Raw genomic sequence first — 19,945 nt, forward strand, 5'->3', positions numbered from 1 at the left:
GTTAAATCCATAAGCGATGGCTACGTTACCGATACCACCAGCTCCAACCGCACCGGCCATAGCTGTTTCACCAACAAGTGAAATCAAGGTCACAGTCGTCACACGGATCAAATCTGGAAGACCTTCGGATAGGTAAACCCCTACGATATCCCAGAATGTCGCTCCGCTCGCTTGAGCTGCCTCAATAACACCACCATCTAGCTCAGCCAAGACAACCTGCACCTGACGGGCAAAGAAGGCAAAGACCGCAAAAGATAGGGGTACAATAGCCGCATTTGGCCCGATACTTGTCCCTACGATTAGGTGTGAGAAGGGTGACAAGACTGCCAAGAGAATGATAAATGGCACCGCACGGAAAATAGAGGTAATCTTATCCAAAATCCAGAAAACGACCTTATTTTCCAAGACACCACCTGGCGCTGTCAAGACAAGGAAGAGCCCTGCCACTAGCCCCAAGAAACCTCCGATAATGAAGGAAAGAACTGTCATATAAAGAGTTAGGTAGATGGCTGTTCCCCAGCCTGCTTGACCAGCCCAGCCCATTTTATAAACATTTGGCAAATAGGTTTGAATCAATGATTCCATCTTACTGTCCTCCCTTCAATACTTTTAACTGTACGCCTGCTTGACGAATGGCTTCTTGGGCACCTGCCAACGCTACTTTTTCACCTGACAAGACCACCACCAATTCTCCAACAGGAGTACCGTCAAGGATTTCGATATTCCCATAGAGGATATTAGCTGTTACTTGGTAATGCTTGTACAATTCATTCAAAAGTGGCTCGTCTGTTGAAGCTCCAGCGTACTTGAGTTGCACTAAAAGACTGTTTTCAGACAGATGTTGCACAATTTCTTGCTTCTCGATTTTGACCATGGCTTCGTCAATACCTGTAGCTGTGGAGATAAAGTCTTGAGTCAAAGGTTGTTTAGGATCTGAGAAGATTTCAAGGACGCTGCCCTCTTCAATCAAATGTCCATCCTGCATAACTGCTACACGATTGGCAATGTCTTTGACAATCTGCATTTCATGCGTAATCAAGACAACAGTCAAGCCTAATTTTTGGTTCAAATCTTGCAACAAGGCCAAAATCTGCTTGGTTGTCTTAGGATCAAGGGCAGAAGTTGACTCGTCTGAAATCAAGATTTTTGGATCATTTGCCAAGGCACGCGCAATGGCCACACGCTGTTTTTGCCCTCCAGATAATTGTGAAGGGTAGTTTTCAGCACGATCCGCCAAACCAACCAAGTCCAACAACTTGGCTACTTTAGCCTTCTTTTCTTCCTTGCTGAGTCCAGAGTGTTTAAGGGCAAAGGCTACATTCTCCTCTGCTGTCTTTTGGCTCATCAGGTTAAAATGCTGGAAAATCATTCCGATATCTTGACGTTTACGACGCAACTGCTCTGCCGTCAAGGTCACCTTGCCATCAAAAATCACATCGTCATCAATGGTAATTTTGCCTGCAGATGGTTTCTGCAAGAGGTTAATCACCCGTACAAGGGTTGATTTCCCTGCTCCAGAATATCCAACGATTCCGTAGATATCCCCTTCTTGGATGTGAATGGTCACATCCTTGACCGCTGTGATGGTTCTCTTCTTTTGATGAAAAGTCACATCGATCTGATCTAACTTGATAATATCTCTACTCATAGCTTCTAATCAGCTCCTCTACTAATTCAATATGGGTGTAATAATCGGCGATTCGCACATTTTCATCCCCACCGTGGTCTCGACTATTGGCATTTCCTAGACCGAGGGCCACCATTGGCACCTCTAGGGCATCAAAGACCGTATGCATAGGCCCTGTCCCAGCTGTAGTCGGCAAGACTGAAACGCCCTGTGGATAGAATTTCTTGGCCAACTCGATCACATTAAGAATGGCTGGCGCGCTCATATCGCTGCGATAGCTCATCTCTCCCAAGGTATAGTATAATTCTACCTTATCAAAGCCATTTTTGTCTAGCTGTTTCCGAATTTTTTCCAGAACATCATGCGGTTCTAGGCCAGGAACCAAACGAACTTCTAGCTTAGCGCTGGCTTCTGCTGGCAAAATCGTTTTGACTCCTTGTCCCTGATAACCTGACTGGATTCCTTCGATATTAAGGGCTGGTTCAAAAAAGAAACGTTTTAGGAAGGCTGCACGATCCTCTTGTAAGAGAGGTAATTCCAAACCATAAATCTGGCTGATTTCCCCTGGATTGCGTTGAGCGTAGGTGTCCACCAAGGCCAATTCTCGTTCATTTGGTTCTTGAACTTCTTCGTACAAACCTTCAACCAAGATACGGCCATCTGCGGCACGAAGAGACTGTAGGGCTTGAAGGAGGTACCAAGGAGCTGATTCCACAACTCCTCCATAACTAGAGTGGATATCCACATCCGCACTTTTAACCTTGGCATCAAAGGTCACAATTCCTTTATTTCCACCAGAAATTTCTAACTGCTCCAAGGCATTCTTGGTCCCTTGTTCCCAAACTAACAAATCTGCGCCACGGAGTTTATCAGCGTGCTTTTCCAGATACTTATCTAGGTCTGTCGAAGCGGATTCCTCCGCTCCCTCCATGATAAAACTGATATTGACAGGCAGGTCATCGTGGTGCTGCATGTATTTTCTCAAAGCACTCAAACGAGCTGTGATATGACCCTTGTCGTCATCAACCCCACGCCCATACATGAAGCCATTGCGCACTGAAAGAGTAAAGGGATCCTCTGTCCACACCTGATCCCCATCCGCTGGCACAGTGTCATAGTGGTTATAGAAAATTAGGGTCTTGGCATCTGGACGCGAACTCTTGAAATGCGCCATGACAAAGGGAGCCGTATAAGTCTCATCAATCTCCACTTCAGCCCCAACACGCTTGAAAATCTCACCCAGATAGTTGGCAACTTCTTTGAGCCCCACCTGTTGGGCAAAGACCGACTTCTTAGAAATCAAGGTACGCAAAACCTCAAAATAATGCTGGGCCACATGATCCTTTTCAAATTTTTCAATCTGTTCTTGTTCGCTAGGAAAAACCATATTCTCTCTACCTTTCTATGAACTACTCTTCCTGACAATCCATGCTCTATACAAAAGCAAGAGGTGGAATTTTCTCTCCCACCTCCCTGTTTCTTATTACCAAACTGGTTGATCCAAACCGTCTGATGTTTCTTCGATAACTTTTTTCACGTCATCTGTGTGGTAAGCTGCGATCACTTTCTTGATAGCATCAGCCTTAGGTGATGTTTCCCAATCTTTTTTCGCAACGATGATGTTGTACCATTGTTTTGAATTTTCATCAGCTTGTTCTTTGAAAAGTGCTTTCTTGTAGTCCAATTTTGCTTCTGTAACGAAGGTATTGTTTACAACGGCAGCGTCAACTGATGACAATGAACGAGCTGTTTGGCTAGCGTCCAATTCAGTGATTTTCAAGTTCTTTGGATTTTCTTTAATGTTAGCAACTGTTGCAAGAGCAGTTCCTGAAACGTCCAATTTAATCAAGCCGGCTGATTGAAGCAAGTAAAGCGCACGGCTTTCGTTTGTAGCATCGTTTGGTACAGCGATTTCTCCGTTTGCTGGGATGTCTTCTACTTTAGTGTACTTGTTGTCGCTTCCATTCAAACCTGAGTAAAGGCGAATTGGAGAGATGTAAGTATCAGCAATCGCTACAAGGTCTTTTCCGTTTTCTTTGTTCCAGTTGTTCAAGAAGTTATAGTGTTGGAAAGCGTTCAAGTCTACTTCGCCATCAGCAGTTGCCTTGTTTGGTTGTGAGTAGTCTGTGAACTCTGTAAATTCCAAGGTAATGCCGTCTTTTTTAACTAATTCTTGAACTTTATCCCAACGAGCTTCTTCAGAACCGCTACGGTTAACAGTTGCGATTTTGATAGTTGTTGCATTGTCTGCTTTCTTTTCTGAGTTTCCGCAAGCTGCAAGAGCCAAACCTGCGACTGTAGCAAGAGCTGCTACACCAAGCCATTTTTTAATTTTCATGATTCTTTCTCCTTAAAAATAATACCGTACTAGTATCTCACAATTTGTTTGATTTCACAAATTGTTATTAGATAGCCAGATATATAGTTTAAAACTATATCCCTAAAAACTGAGAAATCATCCACCTTACTCAGAATGGATGATTTCAAGAAATTATTTAATATCAGCTTCTGCTGGTAGATAAGTGTCTCCGAAGAATTGTTTAGACAATTTTTCAAGGGTTCCGTCTTTGTAGAGTTCTTGGATGCGTTTGTCTACAAATGTTTTCAACTCATCTTGACCTTTGGCAAGAAGTGGGTAAACGTAAGGTTGTTGGTCGCTTGGAAGTTCGATAACTTTCAAGTTGTCCAAACCTTGGTTCTTGATCACTGTTTCAACACCGATTTTATCAAAAATCTTGTAGTCAAACTGGCCATCGCTCAAACGTCCCATGATTTGTTGGAAGTCAGCTCTAGTATAGTTAAGGACAGTTGGATTATCTGAGTGTTGTTTGTTGTAGTCTTCTAACTGTTTAGCAGATGTTGTCCCTTGAACAACTTCTGTTGATTTTCCACCGATATCATCAAGCGATTTGATGCTAGAATCATCTTTTTTCACTACAAGAACGTTAGGGTTTTTAGCAGTTGGGGCTGCGTAAAGGTATTTTTCTGCACGTTCTTTAGTGTAGCTGATATTGTTAACAGCCATCTGGTAGCGATCAGCGTCAAGTCCTGCAAAGACACCTGACCACTCTGTCTTCTCAAACTTGACATCATACTTATCAGAGTCTTTAAAGATAGCGCGAACTAGTTCAATCTCATAACCAGTCAATTCACCATTTTCTTCATAGTTGAATGGTTTTGGTGAAGCATTGGTTGCAACGATAATTTCTTTCTTGCTAGCTACTTCTCCTTCTTTCTTAGCACCACCTGAGCAAGCTGCTAGCACACCTGCAGCAACAAGCCCTAGGGCAGCAAGAGATGAGTATTTAACGATTTTTTTCATGTCATTTCCTCCAAAATAGAATACCTTATTATCTTATCAGAAAAAAAGTAATTATGCCATTATATGATATTTATCTCTGTGATAGATTTTCTTTATAGCCCATTTAAAATAGTAAACGTAGGACGGCAATCAAGACAACTCCAAAGAGAACTGTTCCGACTAGATTGCGGTAGCGAAAGGCTACCCAAGCCGTTGGAAAGACTGCTAAGAAGTCTAGCCATTTTATTTGAGGAAGACTACCAACCTTGCCTGTTACTACGCTTGAAAGAATCAAGGCAAAAATAATAGAAACGGGCAAGAACTTCAAAAAACGCTCAACGATTGCAGGCAAACCCTTATACTTGACCAAGATGAAGGGAATCATACGGGGAATCCAAGTCACCAAGCCAGAGAAAATAACTGCTAATAAAAGATACTTACTGACCATCTAAAACCACCCCCATTGTACAACCAAGTAGCGTCGCAAACAGAACAGCTAGTGACTGAGACACCACTGTCAAGAGTAAAAAGAAGGACACCGCAACAACTGCTAGGATAATGAGCAGATTGCGGATAGGAATCCGTCTTTGCATAATTTGGAATTGCGAAGCAAAAATGCCGATGAACATCCCAACTAGGGCAAAATCTAAACCAAAGATTTCTGGATTTGGCAACAGGCCACCCAGAGCCGTTCCGACTACTGTTCCCACAAACCAAGCCACATAGCTGTTAAGATTGTTTCCGTGCATCCACATAGGATTGACCTTGTCTGCATGGGCCAATTCACCCATCAAAACACCATAAGTCTCATCCGTCAAGATACTAGACATACCGATATTGTGCCAGAGACTAGTATGACGGAAATAGGTTGACGCATGCAAACTCAACAAAAAGAGACGCAAATTAATCAAAAAAACCGTCATAGCAATAGCTGCCACAGGGGCTTGAACCGCAATCAGTGCCAGCATGGCAAACTGAGCACTCCCAGCATAAACAAAGAGGCTCATCAAGCCCATCTCCACAGGTGTCACATAGGGCGCACCGATAATCCCACAGGCAAGGCCAATACTGATATAACCAAGGGCCGTTGGCATAGCTGCCTGCGCCCCCTCCCAAAATCCTTTTTCTTTCATCTTTCTCCTCATATTGTCTTAATAAATAGGCTGAATCAATTCCAGCCACAGCATGGACTATTATAACACATTCAGGAAAGAGAAAAAAGTCTGCTGATTGTAATCAGACAGACTCCATTTTATTCCATCGTATCAAAAGCGAGACTTGGTTTGGCATTGAGGTCCAAGTTTGCAAAGTTTTCTTTGTTCCACTCGCTGACGCTGGCATAGGCAATCATACCTGCATTGTCTCCGCAGAGGCGCAGAGGTGGAATGATGATCTTGACATCTGTGATTTCAGTTGCTAGGCGTTCTCTGAGACCTTTATTGGCTGCCACACCACCTGCCACGACAAGGGTTTTAACAGGGTATTTTCCCAAGGCCTTCTTGGTTTTTGCCATAAGAATATCCAAGACAGCTGCTTGAAAGGAAGCACACAAATCCTCTGTGGACAAGCTTTCTCCCTTTTGCTCGGCATTGTGGTGAAGATTGATAAAGGCCGATTTCAAACCTGAGAATGAAAACTCCAGATTATCTTCCTTAATCATGGCACGAGGAAAATCATAAATATCCTGCCCCTGATGAGCTAGCTCGTCAATCTCACGACCGGCAGGATAGGTCAAGCCCATGACACGACCAACCTTATCATAGGCCTCACCAACCGCGTCATCTCGCGTTTCCCCAACAATCTTGTAGTCACCAGCCTCAGAAACATAAACCAACTCTGTGTGTCCACCGCTAACCAAGAGGGCTAGCAAGGGAAACTCCAAAGGCTCTACATTTTGAGCTGCCATGAGGTGGCCAGCCATGTGGTTAACGGGAATTAGTGGAAGTCCATGTGCCCAAGCAAAGGCCTTGGCAGCTGACAAGCCAACTAGTAAGGCTCCAACCAAGCCCGGTCCATAGGTAACCGCAACAGCTGTCACATCCTCTTCTGTAATCTCTGCTTCTGCTAGCGCCTCCTCGATACAGGCTGTAATGACCTCGACATGGTGACGACTAGCCACTTCCGGCACTACGCCGCCAAAACGTTTGTGACTCTCAATTTGACTGGCAATGACATTGGACAAGAGCTCATCGTCGTTTTTCAAGACGGCAACACTGGTCTCATCACAGGATGTCTCAAATGCTAAAATATATCTATCCTTCATCTATTTCTCTCTTCATGATAATGGCGTCCTCGACTGGGTCATGGTAGTAGGCCTTTCGCTCAGCGATGACTGCCATCTTTTCTTTCTTGTAAAATGCTTGCGCTCGTTGATTTGACTTTCTGACTTCGAGGAAAATCTCCTTGTCTGTCGGCAGTGTCGCAAACAAGGCTGATGCAATTCCCTGACCCTGATAGGCTCCTTTAACAGCGATTTGCAAGACTTCTGCCTCAAAAAGATTCTCCTGAACAGCTAGAAAGCCAATCACTTCTGCCCCATCATAAGCCAGAACATACCAAGTCTGGTCTTGGGACAGATCTGCTTGGATTTGCTCCAGCGTCCAAGGACTGACTGGGTAAACAGCTGCCATGACAGCGTAGATGGCTTGAGCCAAGTCAGGTCGCTGTTGGATTCGTTTGATTTCTATCATAGGCGTTTAATGTAAGACTCGCCAGACTCGGTATGGTTCTTGAGCCAGTTTTCCTCAGCCTCGACACGCTTGAGGTAGTTAGGCACAAAATCATGCAAGGAGTCTGCTTCCTTGTCCCAGGCCCAGAGAGCTAGATTAGCTGCATTTGGCAAGGTTTCTTTGAGATTAGTCCTTGGCAAGTGTTCTTGAATCTGCTCCACAAAGGGGCCAACTTCTCCGACAAAGGTTACTTGACTAGCACCCTTGATTAACTCAATCACTCGCTCAAAAGGCAGGTGCGCTTCTGGCATGACAGGTTTGGCATTTTCATAAAATCCTGCATAAACATTGTTGCGACGCGCATCCATCAAAGGAACGAACAAGCCTTCTTGTTGGTATGGCACCAGAGCCAAGAGGCTAGACATACCAACTAACTCGATGTTCAGAGTGTGAGCTAAGGTCTTGGCAGTTGCTACCGCAATTCGCAAGCCTGTGTAGCTACCCGGCCCTTCCGCCACCACGATTCTGTCCAAATCCTTGGGCGTCCAATCCAAACTTGCCATCAAAAAATCAATGGCAGGCATGAGGGTAATACTGTGATTTTTCTTAATATTAATCGTCGTCTCGGCAAGAACCTGCTTGTCCTCTAAAATAGCGAGAGAAAGAGCCTTGCTGGACGTATCAAAAGCTAATACTTTCATAACACATTCCTATCTTTTTGTCTGCTTACTATTATACTACAAAAGCTGGCACATGGGAATTTTCTTTGCCCCCAAACAAAAATGCCCCAGCATGAGCAGGGCATCTAAGCATTTAATCCAAAGTAAAATACAAACCAAACGACATAGGTTACGAGGAGGAGAAAAATCGAGTAGAGAGTCACAAAGGTAATTTTCCACAAGAACTTGCTTTGTCGTCGTTCCAGTTTGGCAAATAGAAGATTCCCTCCATAAACACAAGCAACAAAAACAATAAAAGCCACCAAGCGAGCTCCGATAGCAAAAGCAAATAAGTTATACATAGGGCAACCTCCTTGACTTAAAATCTATATGGAATTATGACAAGCAATAAATTTCACTTCCGTTATCAATATAACACATTTTCTTCGTTTTTGCAAGCGCTTACTAAAGGAATTATCCCATGACTTTCTCGTTTCCGTCTTTTACTAATTTTTCATTTTGTGGTATAATTGAAATAATTGTAACGAATCAAGGTCAATCTAGACACAAAATGGAATGAAATCAAGCAAATCTCTGCTAAAAGTTTGGAATAAGCTGACCTGTAAAATAGAAAGGAACTATATGATTTACAAAGTTTTTTATCAAGAAACAAAAGAACGTAGCCCACGTCGTGAAACTACACGCGCACTTTACCTAGACATCGATGCCAGCTCAGAACTTGAGGGTCGCATCGCTGCTCGCCAACTTGTCGAAGAAAATCGCCCAGAGTACAATATCGAGTATATCGAACTCTTGTCTGACAAATTGCTAGATTACGAAAAAGAAACTGGCGCCTTCGAAATTACGGAGTTCTAATATGGCCTATACTCTTAAACCTGAAGAAGTTGGCGTTTTTGCCATCGGTGGTCTGGGAGAAATCGGGAAAAACACATACGGAATTGAATACCAAGACGAGATTATCATCGTCGATGCTGGGATTAAATTCCCAGAAGATGACTTGCTTGGTATCGACTATGTCATTCCTGACTACTCTTACATCGTAGACAATATCGACCGCGTCAAGGCTGTTTTGATTACACACGGACACGAGGACCACATCGGTGGGATTCCATTCCTACTCAAGCAAGCAAATGTCCCAATCTATGCTGGACCACTTGCCTTGGCTTTGATCCGTGGGAAACTCGAAGAACACGGTCTCTTGCGCAACGCCAAACTTTACGAAATCAACCACAATACTGAGTTGACCTTTAAAAATCTCAAGGCAACTTTCTTTAGAACGACTCACTCTATTCCAGAACCTTTGGGGATTGTCATTCATACTCCTCAAGGAAAAATTGTCTGTACGGGTGACTTCAAGTTTGACTTAACACCAGTTGGTGAACCAGCAGATTTGCACCGTATGGCTGCGCTGGGCGAAGAAGGTGTGCTCTGTCTCCTGTCTGACTCGACAAATGCGGAAGTGCCAACCTTTACCAACTCTGAAAAAGTCGTTGGCCAGTCCATCATGAAGATTATCCAAGGTATTGAAGGACGTATCATCTTTGCATCCTTTGCCTCAAATATCTTCCGTCTCCAGCAAGCAACAGAAGCTGCTGTTAAGACTGGACGTAAGATTGCGGTCTTTGGTCGTTCTATGGAAAAGGCCATTGTCAACGGAATCGATCTTGGCTACATCAAAGCTCCTAAGGGAACCTTTATCGAGCCAAATGAAATCAAAGACTATCCTGCAGGCGAGATTCTCATCCTCTGTACAGGTAGTCAGGGCGAGCCGATGGCTGCCCTCTCTCGTATCGCCAACGGAACCCACCGTCAGGTACAACTCCAACCCGGCGATACGGTTATCTTCTCTTCAAGTCCAATCCCTGGAAACACTACTAGCGTCAACAAGCTGATTAACATCATTTCAGAAGCTGGTGTCGAAGTTATCCACGGTAAAGTGAACAATATCCATACATCTGGACACGGTGGTCAGCAAGAGCAAAAACTCATGCTCCGCTTGATTAAGCCAAAATACTTCATGCCTGTCCACGGTGAATACCGCATGCAAAAGGTCCACGCTGGACTAGCAGTAGATACTGGTGTTGAGAAGGACAATATCTTTATCATGAGCAATGGTGATGTGCTTGCCCTTACTGCTGACTCAGCTCGTATCGCAGGTCATTTCAACGCCCAAGATATCTATGTCGATGGAAATCGTATCGGTGAAATCGGCGCAGCTGTCCTCAAAGATCGTCGTGATCTATCTGAAGACGGTGTCGTTCTGGCAGTCGCAACTGTTGACTTCAAATCGCAGATGATTCTGTCTGGCCCAGACATCCTCAGCCGAGGCTTTGTCTACATGAGAGAGTCTGGCGACTTGATTCGCCAAAGCCAGCGCATCCTCTTCAATGCAATTCGTATCGCACTGAAAAACAAGGATGCTAGTGTTCAATCTGTCAATGGTGCCATTGTCAACGCTATTCGCCCCTTCCTTTATGAAAATACAGAACGTGAACCGATCATCATCCCAATGATCCTTACACCAGATGAAGAATAAATCATAAAACAGCCCCGATTTTTCGGAGCTGTTTTTCTCTATGCTTTCTTTTCTTGATTTTTAGAAATACTACGATTTTTACCTTCCAGATACACCATCAAAATTGAAATGTCTGCTGGATTTACTCCCGAAATACGGCTAGCTTGGCCGATGGTTTCTGGATTGATGAGTTTGAACTTCTGACGAGCTTCGGTTGCGATAGAATCAATGTCATCCCAATCAATATTGGCTGGAATGCGTTTTTCTTCCATGCGTTTCATCTTGGCTACCTGATCCATGGCTTTGGAAATATAGCCTTCGTACTTGATTTCTGTTTCAATCAATTCGATAATCTTGTCATCCAAGTCCTCTGCTGCTGGTCCAATGAAGGCCACCACATCTTGGTAAGAAACTTCTGGACGGCGAAGGAATTCCTTGGCTGTCACTGCATCTGTCAACGGCTTGAAGCCCATCGCCTCAACCTTAGCATTGGTTTCCTTGACTGGCTTGAGTTTGATGCTATCTAGTCGCTTCATCTCATTATCAAATTGATTTTTCTTGATTTCAAAACGATCCCAGCGTTCATCGTCCACAAGGCCAATCTCGCGTCCCATCTCAGTCAAACGCATATCAGCATTGTCATGGCGGAGAATGAGACGGTATTCAGCACGACTGGTCAAGAGACGGTAGGGTTCAATGGTTCCCTTGGTCACCAAGTCATCAATCATCACCCCGATGTAACCGTCACTACGCTTCAAAATCAACTCAGGCTTGCCTTGGATTTTCAGAGCCGCATTGATGCCAGCGATAATCCCTTGACCTGCTGCTTCTTCGTAACCTGACGTTCCGTTTGTCTGACCAGCAGTGAAAAGACCTGAGATTTTCTTGGTTTCCAGAGTCGCACGCAACTGATGAGGCAAGACCATATCATACTCAATGGCATAACCTGTCCGCATCATCTCTGCATTTTCCAAACCTTTAATGGAATGAACCAAGTCACGCTGAACATCCTCAGGCAGACTGGTTGAAAGTCCTTGAACATAGACTTCCTCTGTATTGCGTCCTTCTGGCTCAAGAAATAGTTGGTGGCGTTCCTTATCCGCAAAGCGCACAATCTTGTCTTCAATCGACGGACAGTAACGAGGGCCCACTCCCTTGACAACACCTGTAAACATAGGCGCACGGTGGAGATTGTTTTGGATAATCTCATGACTAGTACCATTGGTATAGGTCAACCAGCATGGCACTTGATCCTTGACATAATCCTCATCACGTGAAGTGTATGAGAAGTGGTTTGGCGCTTCATCTCCTGGCTGAATCTCAGTTACATCGTAGTTAATTGAAGAAGCCTTGACACGTGGAGGTGTCCCTGTCTTGAAACGACCGATTTCGAGACCAAGTTCCTTGAGATTGTCAGCAAGGTTAATAGAAGCTAGGCTGTGGTTTGGTCCTGATGAGTACTTGAGATCTCCGATGATGATTTCCCCACGGAGAGCAGTCCCTGTCGTCACAATAACGGCCTTTGCAGCATATTCTTGATGGGTCGCTGTACGAACACCGACAACCTTGCCATCTTCCACCAAAATCTCATCAATCATGGTTTGACGAAGGGTCAGATTCTCTTGATTTTCAACTGTCTTGCGCATTTCCTTAGAGTAAAGTTCCTTGTCAGCCTGCGCACGAAGGGCACGGACAGCTGGCCCCTTCCCTGTATTGAGCATCTTCATCTGGATGTAAGTCTTGTCAATGGTTTTGGCCATCTCGCCACCGAGGGCATCGACTTCACGCACGACAATCCCCTTGGCAGAACCACCGATAGAGGGGTTACAAGGCATGAAAGCCAGCATTTCAATGTTGATAGTCGCAAGCAAGACCTTACAGCCCATACGGCTAGCGGCCAAGGAAGCCTCAACCCCAGCGTGTCCCGCACCGATTACAATAATATCGTATTCTTCAGTAAAATTATATGTCATTTCTTAACCTTTCAAAAATTTCTCGTAAATAAGGAACTAACTTCTCCTCCTCTAGAGCTTGAGCCATAGTAACCCATTTAAAGTGCGTATGCTCTTCAGGATCTAATCTGATAATTGGCTTCTCCCCAACCCACTCTGCTTTATAAACTAAGCGAGTAAAGACCGTATCCTTAGAGGTATCCAGTTGACTATCTTCATGAAGAAGTTTGAGCGAACTGCTATCTAGCCTAACTCCCGCTTCTTCAATGCATTCTCTAAGAGCACCATCTCGCGGAAGTTCACCCTTTTCAACCCCACCACCAGGAATATCCCAGTAAGTTGGATAAACGTTGGGTTCTCCTCTTTTAATTTCCGAACGCTGAATGAGCAAATAATCATCACCACTATGAACAAGTACATGGGCAATAAGCTTAACCATCATTTTCTCTCCTATTCCTCAAGATGAATGTGTCTTAGTTGGCCGTCCCAATCTGGTAAGGCTGTTTTTAAAAAGGCTGGAACTAGCTGGATATTCTCAAGATTATCCAACTCAATCCACTCACAGGGCTGCCTTTTCTCATCTTCCTGCATGGTCAATGGGGCACCTTCAAGCAAGTCCACCAGATAATGAAACTCGATATTGTGATAGAAAACACCATCCTGTTCAAAACTATTTTCAACCACAAAAGCTAGCTGCCCAGCTTGAGCTTTGACACCCAGTTCTTCCCTCACTTCACGGACTACCGCGTCTTCCGTGCTTTCATTGACTTGAATCGCACCGCCGATTGTGTAATACTTGCCCTTACCTTTGGTGACTAGAAGCTTGCGATTTTGAAGAATCAAGGCTGTCGCCCGAACTCCAAAAACTGTATTGTCTACTTTTGTCCGAAAGTCTTGCTGAGTCATTCTTGTCCTTTCCCTTAAACGACACAAAAACAGTCAAAACTCCAAAGAAGTGCAGGACAAAAAAGCCTGCAACATCCATGAGCTTTGACCATCATTTCTATTGCTTTTATTATTGTAGCAAATTGAGAAAATTTGTCAATCTAAATGTACTGACAAACTTGTCCGTCACGGTAGGCATTGTCAATCAAGCCACCACCGAGACATTCTTCGCCATCGTAAAAGACAACTGCCTGTCCTGGTGTGATGGCGCGTTGCGGTTCCGCAAAGATGACCTCTGCCTTGTCTCCTTTGACATGGACGGTCACTTTAGAATCCGGCTGACGATAACGGAATTTAGCCGTACATTCTAGCGTAAATTCTTCTGGCATATCACGAGTAAAGTGGACTTGACTGGCTTCTAGGCTGGTTGACATGAGCGAGTCATGGTAGAAACCTTGGCCGACATAGAGGATATTCTTGCTTAGATCTTTTCCGACAACGAACCAAGGCGCATTGTCACCACCGTGTTGCCCACCGATACCGAGACCGCCACGCTGACCGATTGTATAATACATAAGTCCTGCATGCTCGCCCATATCGCGACCATCCACAGTCATCATGCGACCTGGCTGAGCTGGTAAGTAGTTGCTGAGAAAGTTCTTAAAGTTCTTTTCTCCGATAAAGCAAATCCCTGTCGAGTCTTTCTTCTTGGCAGTCGCAAGGCCTGCTTCTTCTGCTAGTTTTCGCACTTCAGGCTTTTCCAAATGTCCCAGAGGGAACATGGTTTTTTGAAGTTGTTCTTGCGAAAGCTGGCTGAGGAAATAAGTCTGATCCTTGCCATTGTCTACACCACGCAGCATGTGAACGATACCATCCTCATCACGCGCTACACGGGCATAGTGCCCAGTCGCTACATAGTCTGCCCCCAAGGTCATGGCATAGTCCAAAAAGGCCTTAAATTTGATTTCCTTATTGCACATAACATCTGGATTTGGCGTGCGCCCTGCACGGTATTCCGCTAGGAAATACTCAAAAACGCGGTCCCAGTACTCTTTTTCAAAATTGACAGAGTAGTAGGGAATGCCAATCTGGTCTGCCACCGCAGCCACATCCTTGTAATCTTCGGTCGCCGTACAGACGCCGTTTTCATCTGTGTCGTCCCAGTTCTTCATGAAGATGCCAATCACATCGTAACCCTGCTCCTTGAGCAAAAGAGCCGTCACCGACGAATCAACACCACCACTCATCCCCACGACAACACGTGTTTTAGAGTTATCACTCATGGTAAGTCTCCCATCTATTCGTTTATTCACGATTGAAGGTCGTGTGTGCTTAACGATTGAAGGTCGCTTGAGCAGTATTCATTATAACATGCTTGGTTGGAGAAGACAAGAAAGAGGCTGTCAATCGACCAACCTCTTATTCTGAACCTATCAATCTAGCACTTTCTAGCTTCATTCGCTTTCTTAGCAACTGCAATCTGGTATTTCACTTGGTCAAACCCTGTACCTCCCAAGGAATTTCGTCTTTGAACAGCAGTTTTAGGTTGCAAGTAGACATAAATATCTTCGGTAATGAGAGAATGATAGGTTTGTAATTCCTCCAAAGTCCAATCTTGAATATTTTTAGCAGACTTGATAGAGTCTAGCACTAATCTTCCTACAACCTCATGAGCTTCTCTAAATGGCAAACCTTTCCCTGCCAAATAATCTGCCAACTCAGTTGCATTTGAAAAGTCCTTCTCTGTAGATTCTTGCATTTTTTCCTTGTTTACCTGCAAGCTAGATAACATACCTGCCAATACATCGAGGGAATTTAAAATCGTTTCGACCGTATCAAACATTCCTTCCTTATCCTCTTGCAAATCCTTATTATAAGCTAAGGGCAATGACTTCATGACTGTCAACAGTCCAAACAGATTCCCATAAACTCTACCAGTCTTTCCTCGAATCAACTCAGCCATATCTGGATTTTTCTTTTGGGGCATAATAGAGGAACCTGTTGTAAACGTATCCGACAAGGTAATGAATTGATACTCAAAACTACACCAATTGATCATTTCTTCACAAAAACGGCTCATATGCATCATGAGTATGCTGGCATTGGATAGAAATTCTAAGATAAAATCGCGGTCACTAACAGCATCTAAAGAATTTGTATAGGGTTGCTTAAACGCCAGCAAATCGCTAGATAATTGGCGATCAATGGGGAAAGTCGTTCCTGCCAAAGCTGCCGCACCTAGAGGGCATAGATCTGTATGCTTCTGGTTAAATTCAAAACGTTCACTGTCTCTCTGAAACATATTGTAGTAAGCCATCAGGTGGTGGGCAAAACTAATAGGCTGAGCATGTTGCAGATGGGTATAGCCCGGCATGATCGTCTCCACATGATTTTCAGCCAAGTCTAATAAAACACCTTTGAGATGAGCCAGTTTATCTAGGACATGGCTTAGTTGCTCCTTGAGATACAAGTGCATATCTGTCGCAACTTGGTCATTTCGAGAACGAGCCGTATGTAACTTCCCTGCAAGGGGACCAATTTTTTCTGTCAGCAACACTTCCATATTCATATGAATATCTTCGTTTGCGATATCAAAGTCAAGTTGGCCTGCCTCTAGCTCTTCTAAGAGCTCTTTCAACCCTTCTTGAATCTTTTCTGACTCCTTCAAACTCAAAATACCCGTCTGACCCAACATCTGAACGTGGGCTAAAGAACCAATCACATCAAATTTAGCTAATTTCTGGTCAAAAGATATACTCGCACCAAAGCGCTCTACCCAGTCTTCGACAGTACCTTCAAAGCGACCACCCCATAATTTTGTATTCTTAGCCATATCACATCCACCTCTCTAGTCAATCGTCCTATTTGGCGCTTTTTTGAACCTCAGAATGAACCTTGGTTGGAAGTCCCCACAACTTAATAAAGCCAATAGCAGCATCTTGGTCAAAGGTATCCGCACTAGTATACGTCGCCAAATTTTCATCGTAAAGAGAATTTGGTGATTTCCGAGCCACGACCTGAGCGCTTCCCTTATACAGTTTAACTTTTGCAGTCCCATTGACAACTTTTTGAGTCTCTTTAATATAAGCAATCAAGGCTTGTGTAGCCGGACTAAACCACAAAGCATTATAAATGAGATTTGATAATTCATTTTCTATGATTGGTTTAAAATGAGCCACTTCTCTCACAAGCGTCAAGTCCTCAATTTCCTTATGAGCTGTCAGTAGAGTCACTGCCCCTGGACATTCATAGATCTCTCTTGATTTAATCCCCACCAAACGATTTTCCACGTGGTCAATCCGTCCGACCCCATGTTTTCCAGCTATTTCATTGAGTTTTTGAATCAAATCTGCCAATTTTAGCCCTTCTCCATTGAGGGAAACTGGAACACCTTCACTAAACTCAATATCAATGTATTCTGGCGTATCTGGAGCTTGCTCTGGAGAAGTTGTGATGCCAAAGGCTTCTTCTGGAGCCTGATTCCATGGATTTTCCAAAATACCACACTCATTGGCACGTCCCCAAAGATTTTGGTCGACAGAGTAGGGATTGTCAAGGTCAGCAGGAACAGGTACTCCATTTTCCTTGGCATAATGAATTTCTTCCTCCCTAGACCATTTCCATTCACGAACTGGCGCAATCACTTTTAAATTGGGATCCAAGGCTGCAATCGATACTTCAAAACGCACTTGGTCATTCCCCTTACCTGTACAACCATGAGCAATTGTAGTCGCTCCTGTCTGATGCGCTATTTCAACCAATTTTTTAGAAATAAGAGGGCGGCTCAAGGCAGATACCAAGGGGTACTTTTGTTCATAATAGGCATGTGACTGAAGAGCCACTAGCACATAATCTGTAGCAAATTCGTCCTTAACATCAATGACATAAGATTCTACTGCCCCAACCTTAAGAGCCTTATCATGGATGAAATCTAAGTCTTTCCCTTCACCCACATCCATACAAACTGCAACAACATCATAATCTTTCTTTAACCAGGTAATAGCAACTGATGTGTCTAAACCGCCAGAATAGGCCAAAATTACTTTTTCTTTACTCATGTTCTTTTCCTTCTTTCTATTTTTCAATGGACGCTTTAAAGGCATCCTCAATGAGTTTGTCTAATTCTCCAGAATCCTTCAACTTTTGAATGGTTTTATCGACTGCCTCTTTCAATTCCTTGCTATCTTTTTTCATGGCGACCGCGTAGGAATCATCTTGCTCTTTTTCAAAATTGAGGTCTGCGATTGCTAAATCAGGATTATTTTCCACAAATCCCTTGGCAACAGGTTCTTCAAAGATAACGGCATCCACTTGCCCTGATTTTAAATCTGTAATTAAATTCCCATTTTTAGGCAGAGATACGAGGGAAGAATTTTGTAGCAAATCTTTCGCCATCGTCTCTTGAATCGAACCTTTCTGCGCTCCGACCTTTTTCTGCGCCAAGTCGTTGACAGACTGATAAGTGGCTAAATCAGATTTTTTGACAATGAGCTTATTTTTTGAAGTATAGTAGGGAGTTGAAAAATCGAACACCTTGCTCCGTTCATCTGTCTTAGAAACACCTGATATGGCAAGGTCAGCTTTTCCTGATTGAACACTAGCCAGTACATTGTCAAAACTCATGGGAGATAGTTCCAATTCGACACCTAGTTCTGTTGCGATAGCCTTGGCTAATTCGATATCTGAACCCACAATCTGATTTTTCCCATCAACCACTTTTTGATATTCAAATGGAGCAAAATCTGGATTGAGGGCTACAACCAATTTTCCTTTGGACTTGATGGCTTCAATTCCAGCCGATTGATTGTTACTACAAGCAAATAGTAGGGGGAGCATCACTAAACCAAACATCGTCATCAACACCTTCTTCATCTTATTCATAACAAAGCCTCCTTTATGTTTATTCTTTTTAGTTGTATAAATAATACTCCTATCCTCATCGTTTGTCAAGCCTAAATTGAAAATTTTTTCAGTTTAAAACAAAAAAACCTAGAAATACTACATAAAAATGTCATTTCTAGGCGTATTTATGCTATTAGACTTCCTGCGAAACTAGAATCCTAGTTCACGGTTGATAATTTCAGCAATTAAATTTATTCGTAATCCAAAGCGTTTACGTCGATTTCGATAGGTTGTTGAAAACATTTTAAACGTTTCTACTTTGGCAAAAACATTCTCAACCTTGATTCTCTCTTTAGATAGCACATGATTATAGGATTTATCTTCAAGAGTTAGTGGCTTAAGTTTGCTTGATTTCCTCGGAGTTTGCGCTTGTGAATACATCTTCATGAGCTCTTGACAACCACTGTCAGCCAAGATTTTACCAGCTTGTCCGATATTTCTGCGGCTCATTTTGAACAACTTCATATCGTGGCAATAGTCCACTGCAATATCCAAAGAAACAATTCTCCCTTGGCTTGTGACAATCGCCTGAGCCTTCATAGCATGACATTTCTTTTTACCAGAATAATTGGTTAGTTGATTTTTTTAGGACGATTGATTTTTACCTCTGTTGCATCCACAATCACCGTATCCTCAGCACTAAGATGAGTTTTTAAAATCGTAAAACCACTTTGAAGAAGAGTCACTTCAACCCATTGACTCCAACGGATTAAGTTGCTTTCGTGAATGCCAAAATCAGCCGCAATTTGTTCATAAGTTCGGTATTCTCGCATGTATTGAAGAGTAGCCATGAGGAGGTCTTCTAGGCTTAACTTAGGGGTTCGTCCACCTTTTGCGTGTTTAAGTTGATAAGCTGTTTTTAACACAGCTAACATCTCTTCAAAAGTAGTGCGTTGAACACCAACAAGGCGCTTAAATCGTGCATAACTTAATGGTTTACTTGATTCATAATTCATAGTTTTATGCCAATTTGGCATAAAAGATAATCTTACTCTGGAGAGAAATATCCTAAAAGTTCTGCTTTATGGATTGCCTCCTGCCTATTATTAACACCTAGCTTTGAAAATACATTTGCCAAATGATTCGAAACAGTCCGCTTACTTAAAAATAAGGTTTCACAAACCTCATCAATTGTTAAACCATTTCTAATCGATTCTAACACTTCTATCTCTCGTTCAGACAAGATATCCACGATTTCTTCTACCGAAAAATACTTTTTTCCACTATATATACCTTTTAATTGAGTAAGAAGCTTATCTGGATCGATACTTTTATCAATAAAAGCATAGGCTCCCATCTTCTGAGCTCGATACTCATAAATTTTTTTGCTATACCCTGTTAAAATAACGATTTTAATACCCAATGTCATTAAGTTAAGAAATTCAAATACAGTTCTGTATTTGGGTTTCTTTTT

Annotated in this window: 22 protein-coding genes; 2 read left to right on the forward strand and 20 right to left on the reverse strand. The window is 43.2% G+C overall.

The window, feature by feature from the left end; genetic code table 11:
• From ADI58_RS06630 to ADI58_RS06680, 11 genes are all read right to left on the reverse strand, one after another.
• The coding region (locus ADI58_RS06630; protein ID WP_049521938.1) for a methionine ABC transporter permease at positions 1-585 on the reverse strand (585 nt) is incomplete at its 3' end.
• 1 nt (position 586) lies between these two features.
• Positions 587-1,648, reverse strand: a complete 1,062-nt coding sequence (locus ADI58_RS06635) for a methionine ABC transporter ATP-binding protein (RefSeq protein ID WP_049521939.1) — start codon at positions 1,646-1,648, stop codon at positions 587-589.
• Positions 1,641-3,014 (reverse strand): M20 family metallopeptidase, encoded by a 1,374-nt coding sequence (locus ADI58_RS06640; RefSeq protein WP_049521940.1) that lies wholly within the window; start codon positions 3,012-3,014, stop codon positions 1,641-1,643. Before ADI58_RS06640 ends, ADI58_RS06635 begins: the two co-directional genes overlap by 8 nt.
• Before the next feature lie 96 nt (positions 3,015-3,110).
• Entirely contained in the window at positions 3,111-3,965 is an 855-nt protein-coding gene (locus ADI58_RS06645) for a MetQ/NlpA family ABC transporter substrate-binding protein (RefSeq protein WP_023948487.1), read from the reverse strand.
• Positions 3,966-4,118: 153 nt separating this feature from the next.
• Positions 4,119-4,949, reverse strand: coding sequence for an amino acid ABC transporter substrate-binding protein (locus ADI58_RS06650; protein ID WP_049521941.1), 831 nt, complete (start codon positions 4,947-4,949; stop codon positions 4,119-4,121).
• Positions 4,950-5,052: 103 nt separating this feature from the next.
• Positions 5,053-5,376, reverse strand: a complete 324-nt coding sequence (locus ADI58_RS06655; RefSeq protein ID WP_023945155.1) for an AzlD domain-containing protein — start codon at positions 5,374-5,376, stop codon at positions 5,053-5,055.
• Entirely contained in the window at positions 5,366-6,061 is a 696-nt protein-coding gene (locus ADI58_RS06660; protein WP_080982497.1) for an AzlC family ABC transporter permease, read from the reverse strand. Before ADI58_RS06660 ends, ADI58_RS06655 begins: the two co-directional genes overlap by 11 nt.
• A 119-nt stretch (positions 6,062-6,180) precedes the next feature.
• The gene (tsaD, locus tag ADI58_RS06665) at positions 6,181-7,191 is read right to left on the reverse strand and encodes a tRNA (adenosine(37)-N6)-threonylcarbamoyltransferase complex transferase subunit TsaD (protein ID WP_049521942.1); all 1,011 of its coding nucleotides are present in this window, start codon (positions 7,189-7,191) and stop codon (positions 6,181-6,183) included.
• Entirely contained in the window at positions 7,181-7,618 is a 438-nt protein-coding gene (gene rimI, locus ADI58_RS06670) for a ribosomal protein S18-alanine N-acetyltransferase (protein WP_049521943.1), read from the reverse strand. Before rimI ends, tsaD begins: the two co-directional genes overlap by 11 nt.
• The gene (gene tsaB / locus ADI58_RS06675; RefSeq protein WP_049521944.1) at positions 7,615-8,298 is read right to left on the reverse strand and encodes a tRNA (adenosine(37)-N6)-threonylcarbamoyltransferase complex dimerization subunit type 1 TsaB; all 684 of its coding nucleotides are present in this window, start codon (positions 8,296-8,298) and stop codon (positions 7,615-7,617) included. The genes rimI and tsaB overlap by 4 nt, the downstream gene beginning before the upstream one ends.
• A gap of 104 nt (positions 8,299-8,402) precedes the next feature.
• On the reverse strand, positions 8,403-8,618 hold the full coding sequence (locus tag ADI58_RS06680; RefSeq protein WP_049521945.1) for a hypothetical protein: 216 nt from the start codon (positions 8,616-8,618) through the stop codon (positions 8,403-8,405).
• A gap of 280 nt (positions 8,619-8,898) precedes the next feature.
• Between ADI58_RS06680 and ADI58_RS06685 the strand changes: the two genes are divergently transcribed.
• On the forward strand, positions 8,899-9,132 hold the full coding sequence (locus tag ADI58_RS06685; RefSeq protein WP_000639572.1) for a DNA-dependent RNA polymerase subunit epsilon: 234 nt from the start codon (positions 8,899-8,901) through the stop codon (positions 9,130-9,132).
• Between the two features lies 1 nt (position 9,133).
• Complete coding sequence (gene rnjA / locus ADI58_RS06690; protein WP_049521946.1) at positions 9,134-10,813, forward strand: ribonuclease J1; 1,680 nt, start codon at positions 9,134-9,136, stop codon at positions 10,811-10,813.
• Between the two features lie 38 nt (positions 10,814-10,851).
• Here rnjA and mnmG read toward each other — a convergent pair whose 3' ends face one another.
• From mnmG to ADI58_RS06740, 9 genes are all read right to left on the reverse strand, one after another.
• Positions 10,852-12,765, reverse strand: a complete 1,914-nt coding sequence (mnmG, locus tag ADI58_RS06695) for a tRNA uridine-5-carboxymethylaminomethyl(34) synthesis enzyme MnmG (RefSeq protein ID WP_023945176.1) — start codon at positions 12,763-12,765, stop codon at positions 10,852-10,854.
• Positions 12,755-13,186 (reverse strand): NUDIX hydrolase, encoded by a 432-nt coding sequence (locus ADI58_RS06700; protein ID WP_023945178.1) that lies wholly within the window; start codon positions 13,184-13,186, stop codon positions 12,755-12,757. The genes mnmG and ADI58_RS06700 overlap by 11 nt, the downstream gene beginning before the upstream one ends.
• Before the next feature lie 8 nt (positions 13,187-13,194).
• Positions 13,195-13,650: an NUDIX hydrolase gene (locus ADI58_RS06705; protein ID WP_023945180.1), complete on the reverse strand. Its 456-nt coding sequence runs from the start codon at positions 13,648-13,650 to the stop codon at positions 13,195-13,197.
• A gap of 140 nt (positions 13,651-13,790) precedes the next feature.
• Positions 13,791-14,912, reverse strand: coding sequence for a tRNA 2-thiouridine(34) synthase MnmA (gene mnmA / locus ADI58_RS06710; protein ID WP_001282938.1), 1,122 nt, complete (start codon positions 14,910-14,912; stop codon positions 13,791-13,793).
• Between the two features lie 155 nt (positions 14,913-15,067).
• Entirely contained in the window at positions 15,068-16,462 is a 1,395-nt protein-coding gene (gene argH, locus ADI58_RS06715) for an argininosuccinate lyase (RefSeq protein WP_023945182.1), read from the reverse strand.
• Positions 16,463-16,490: 28 nt separating this feature from the next.
• Entirely contained in the window at positions 16,491-17,687 is a 1,197-nt protein-coding gene (locus ADI58_RS06720; RefSeq protein WP_031227942.1) for an argininosuccinate synthase, read from the reverse strand.
• Positions 17,688-17,703: 16 nt separating this feature from the next.
• Positions 17,704-18,510, reverse strand: coding sequence for an ABC transporter substrate-binding protein (locus ADI58_RS06725; RefSeq protein WP_049521947.1), 807 nt, complete (start codon positions 18,508-18,510; stop codon positions 17,704-17,706).
• A 171-nt stretch (positions 18,511-18,681) separates the two neighbouring features.
• Positions 18,682-19,487 (reverse strand): IS5 family transposase gene (locus ADI58_RS10800; protein ID WP_152905484.1). Its coding sequence is split into 2 segments (ribosomal slippage): positions 18,682-19,110 and positions 19,113-19,487, totalling 804 coding nucleotides; the frame shifts between segments, so codons are not numbered across the junction.
• A 32-nt stretch (positions 19,488-19,519) separates the two neighbouring features.
• On the reverse strand, positions 19,520-19,945 hold a 426-nt coding region (locus tag ADI58_RS06740), incomplete at its 5' end, for a response regulator transcription factor (protein WP_049521948.1).

The organism is Streptococcus mitis, assembly GCF_001074635.1.
GTDB lineage: Bacteria > Bacillota > Bacilli > Lactobacillales > Streptococcaceae > Streptococcus > Streptococcus mitis_E.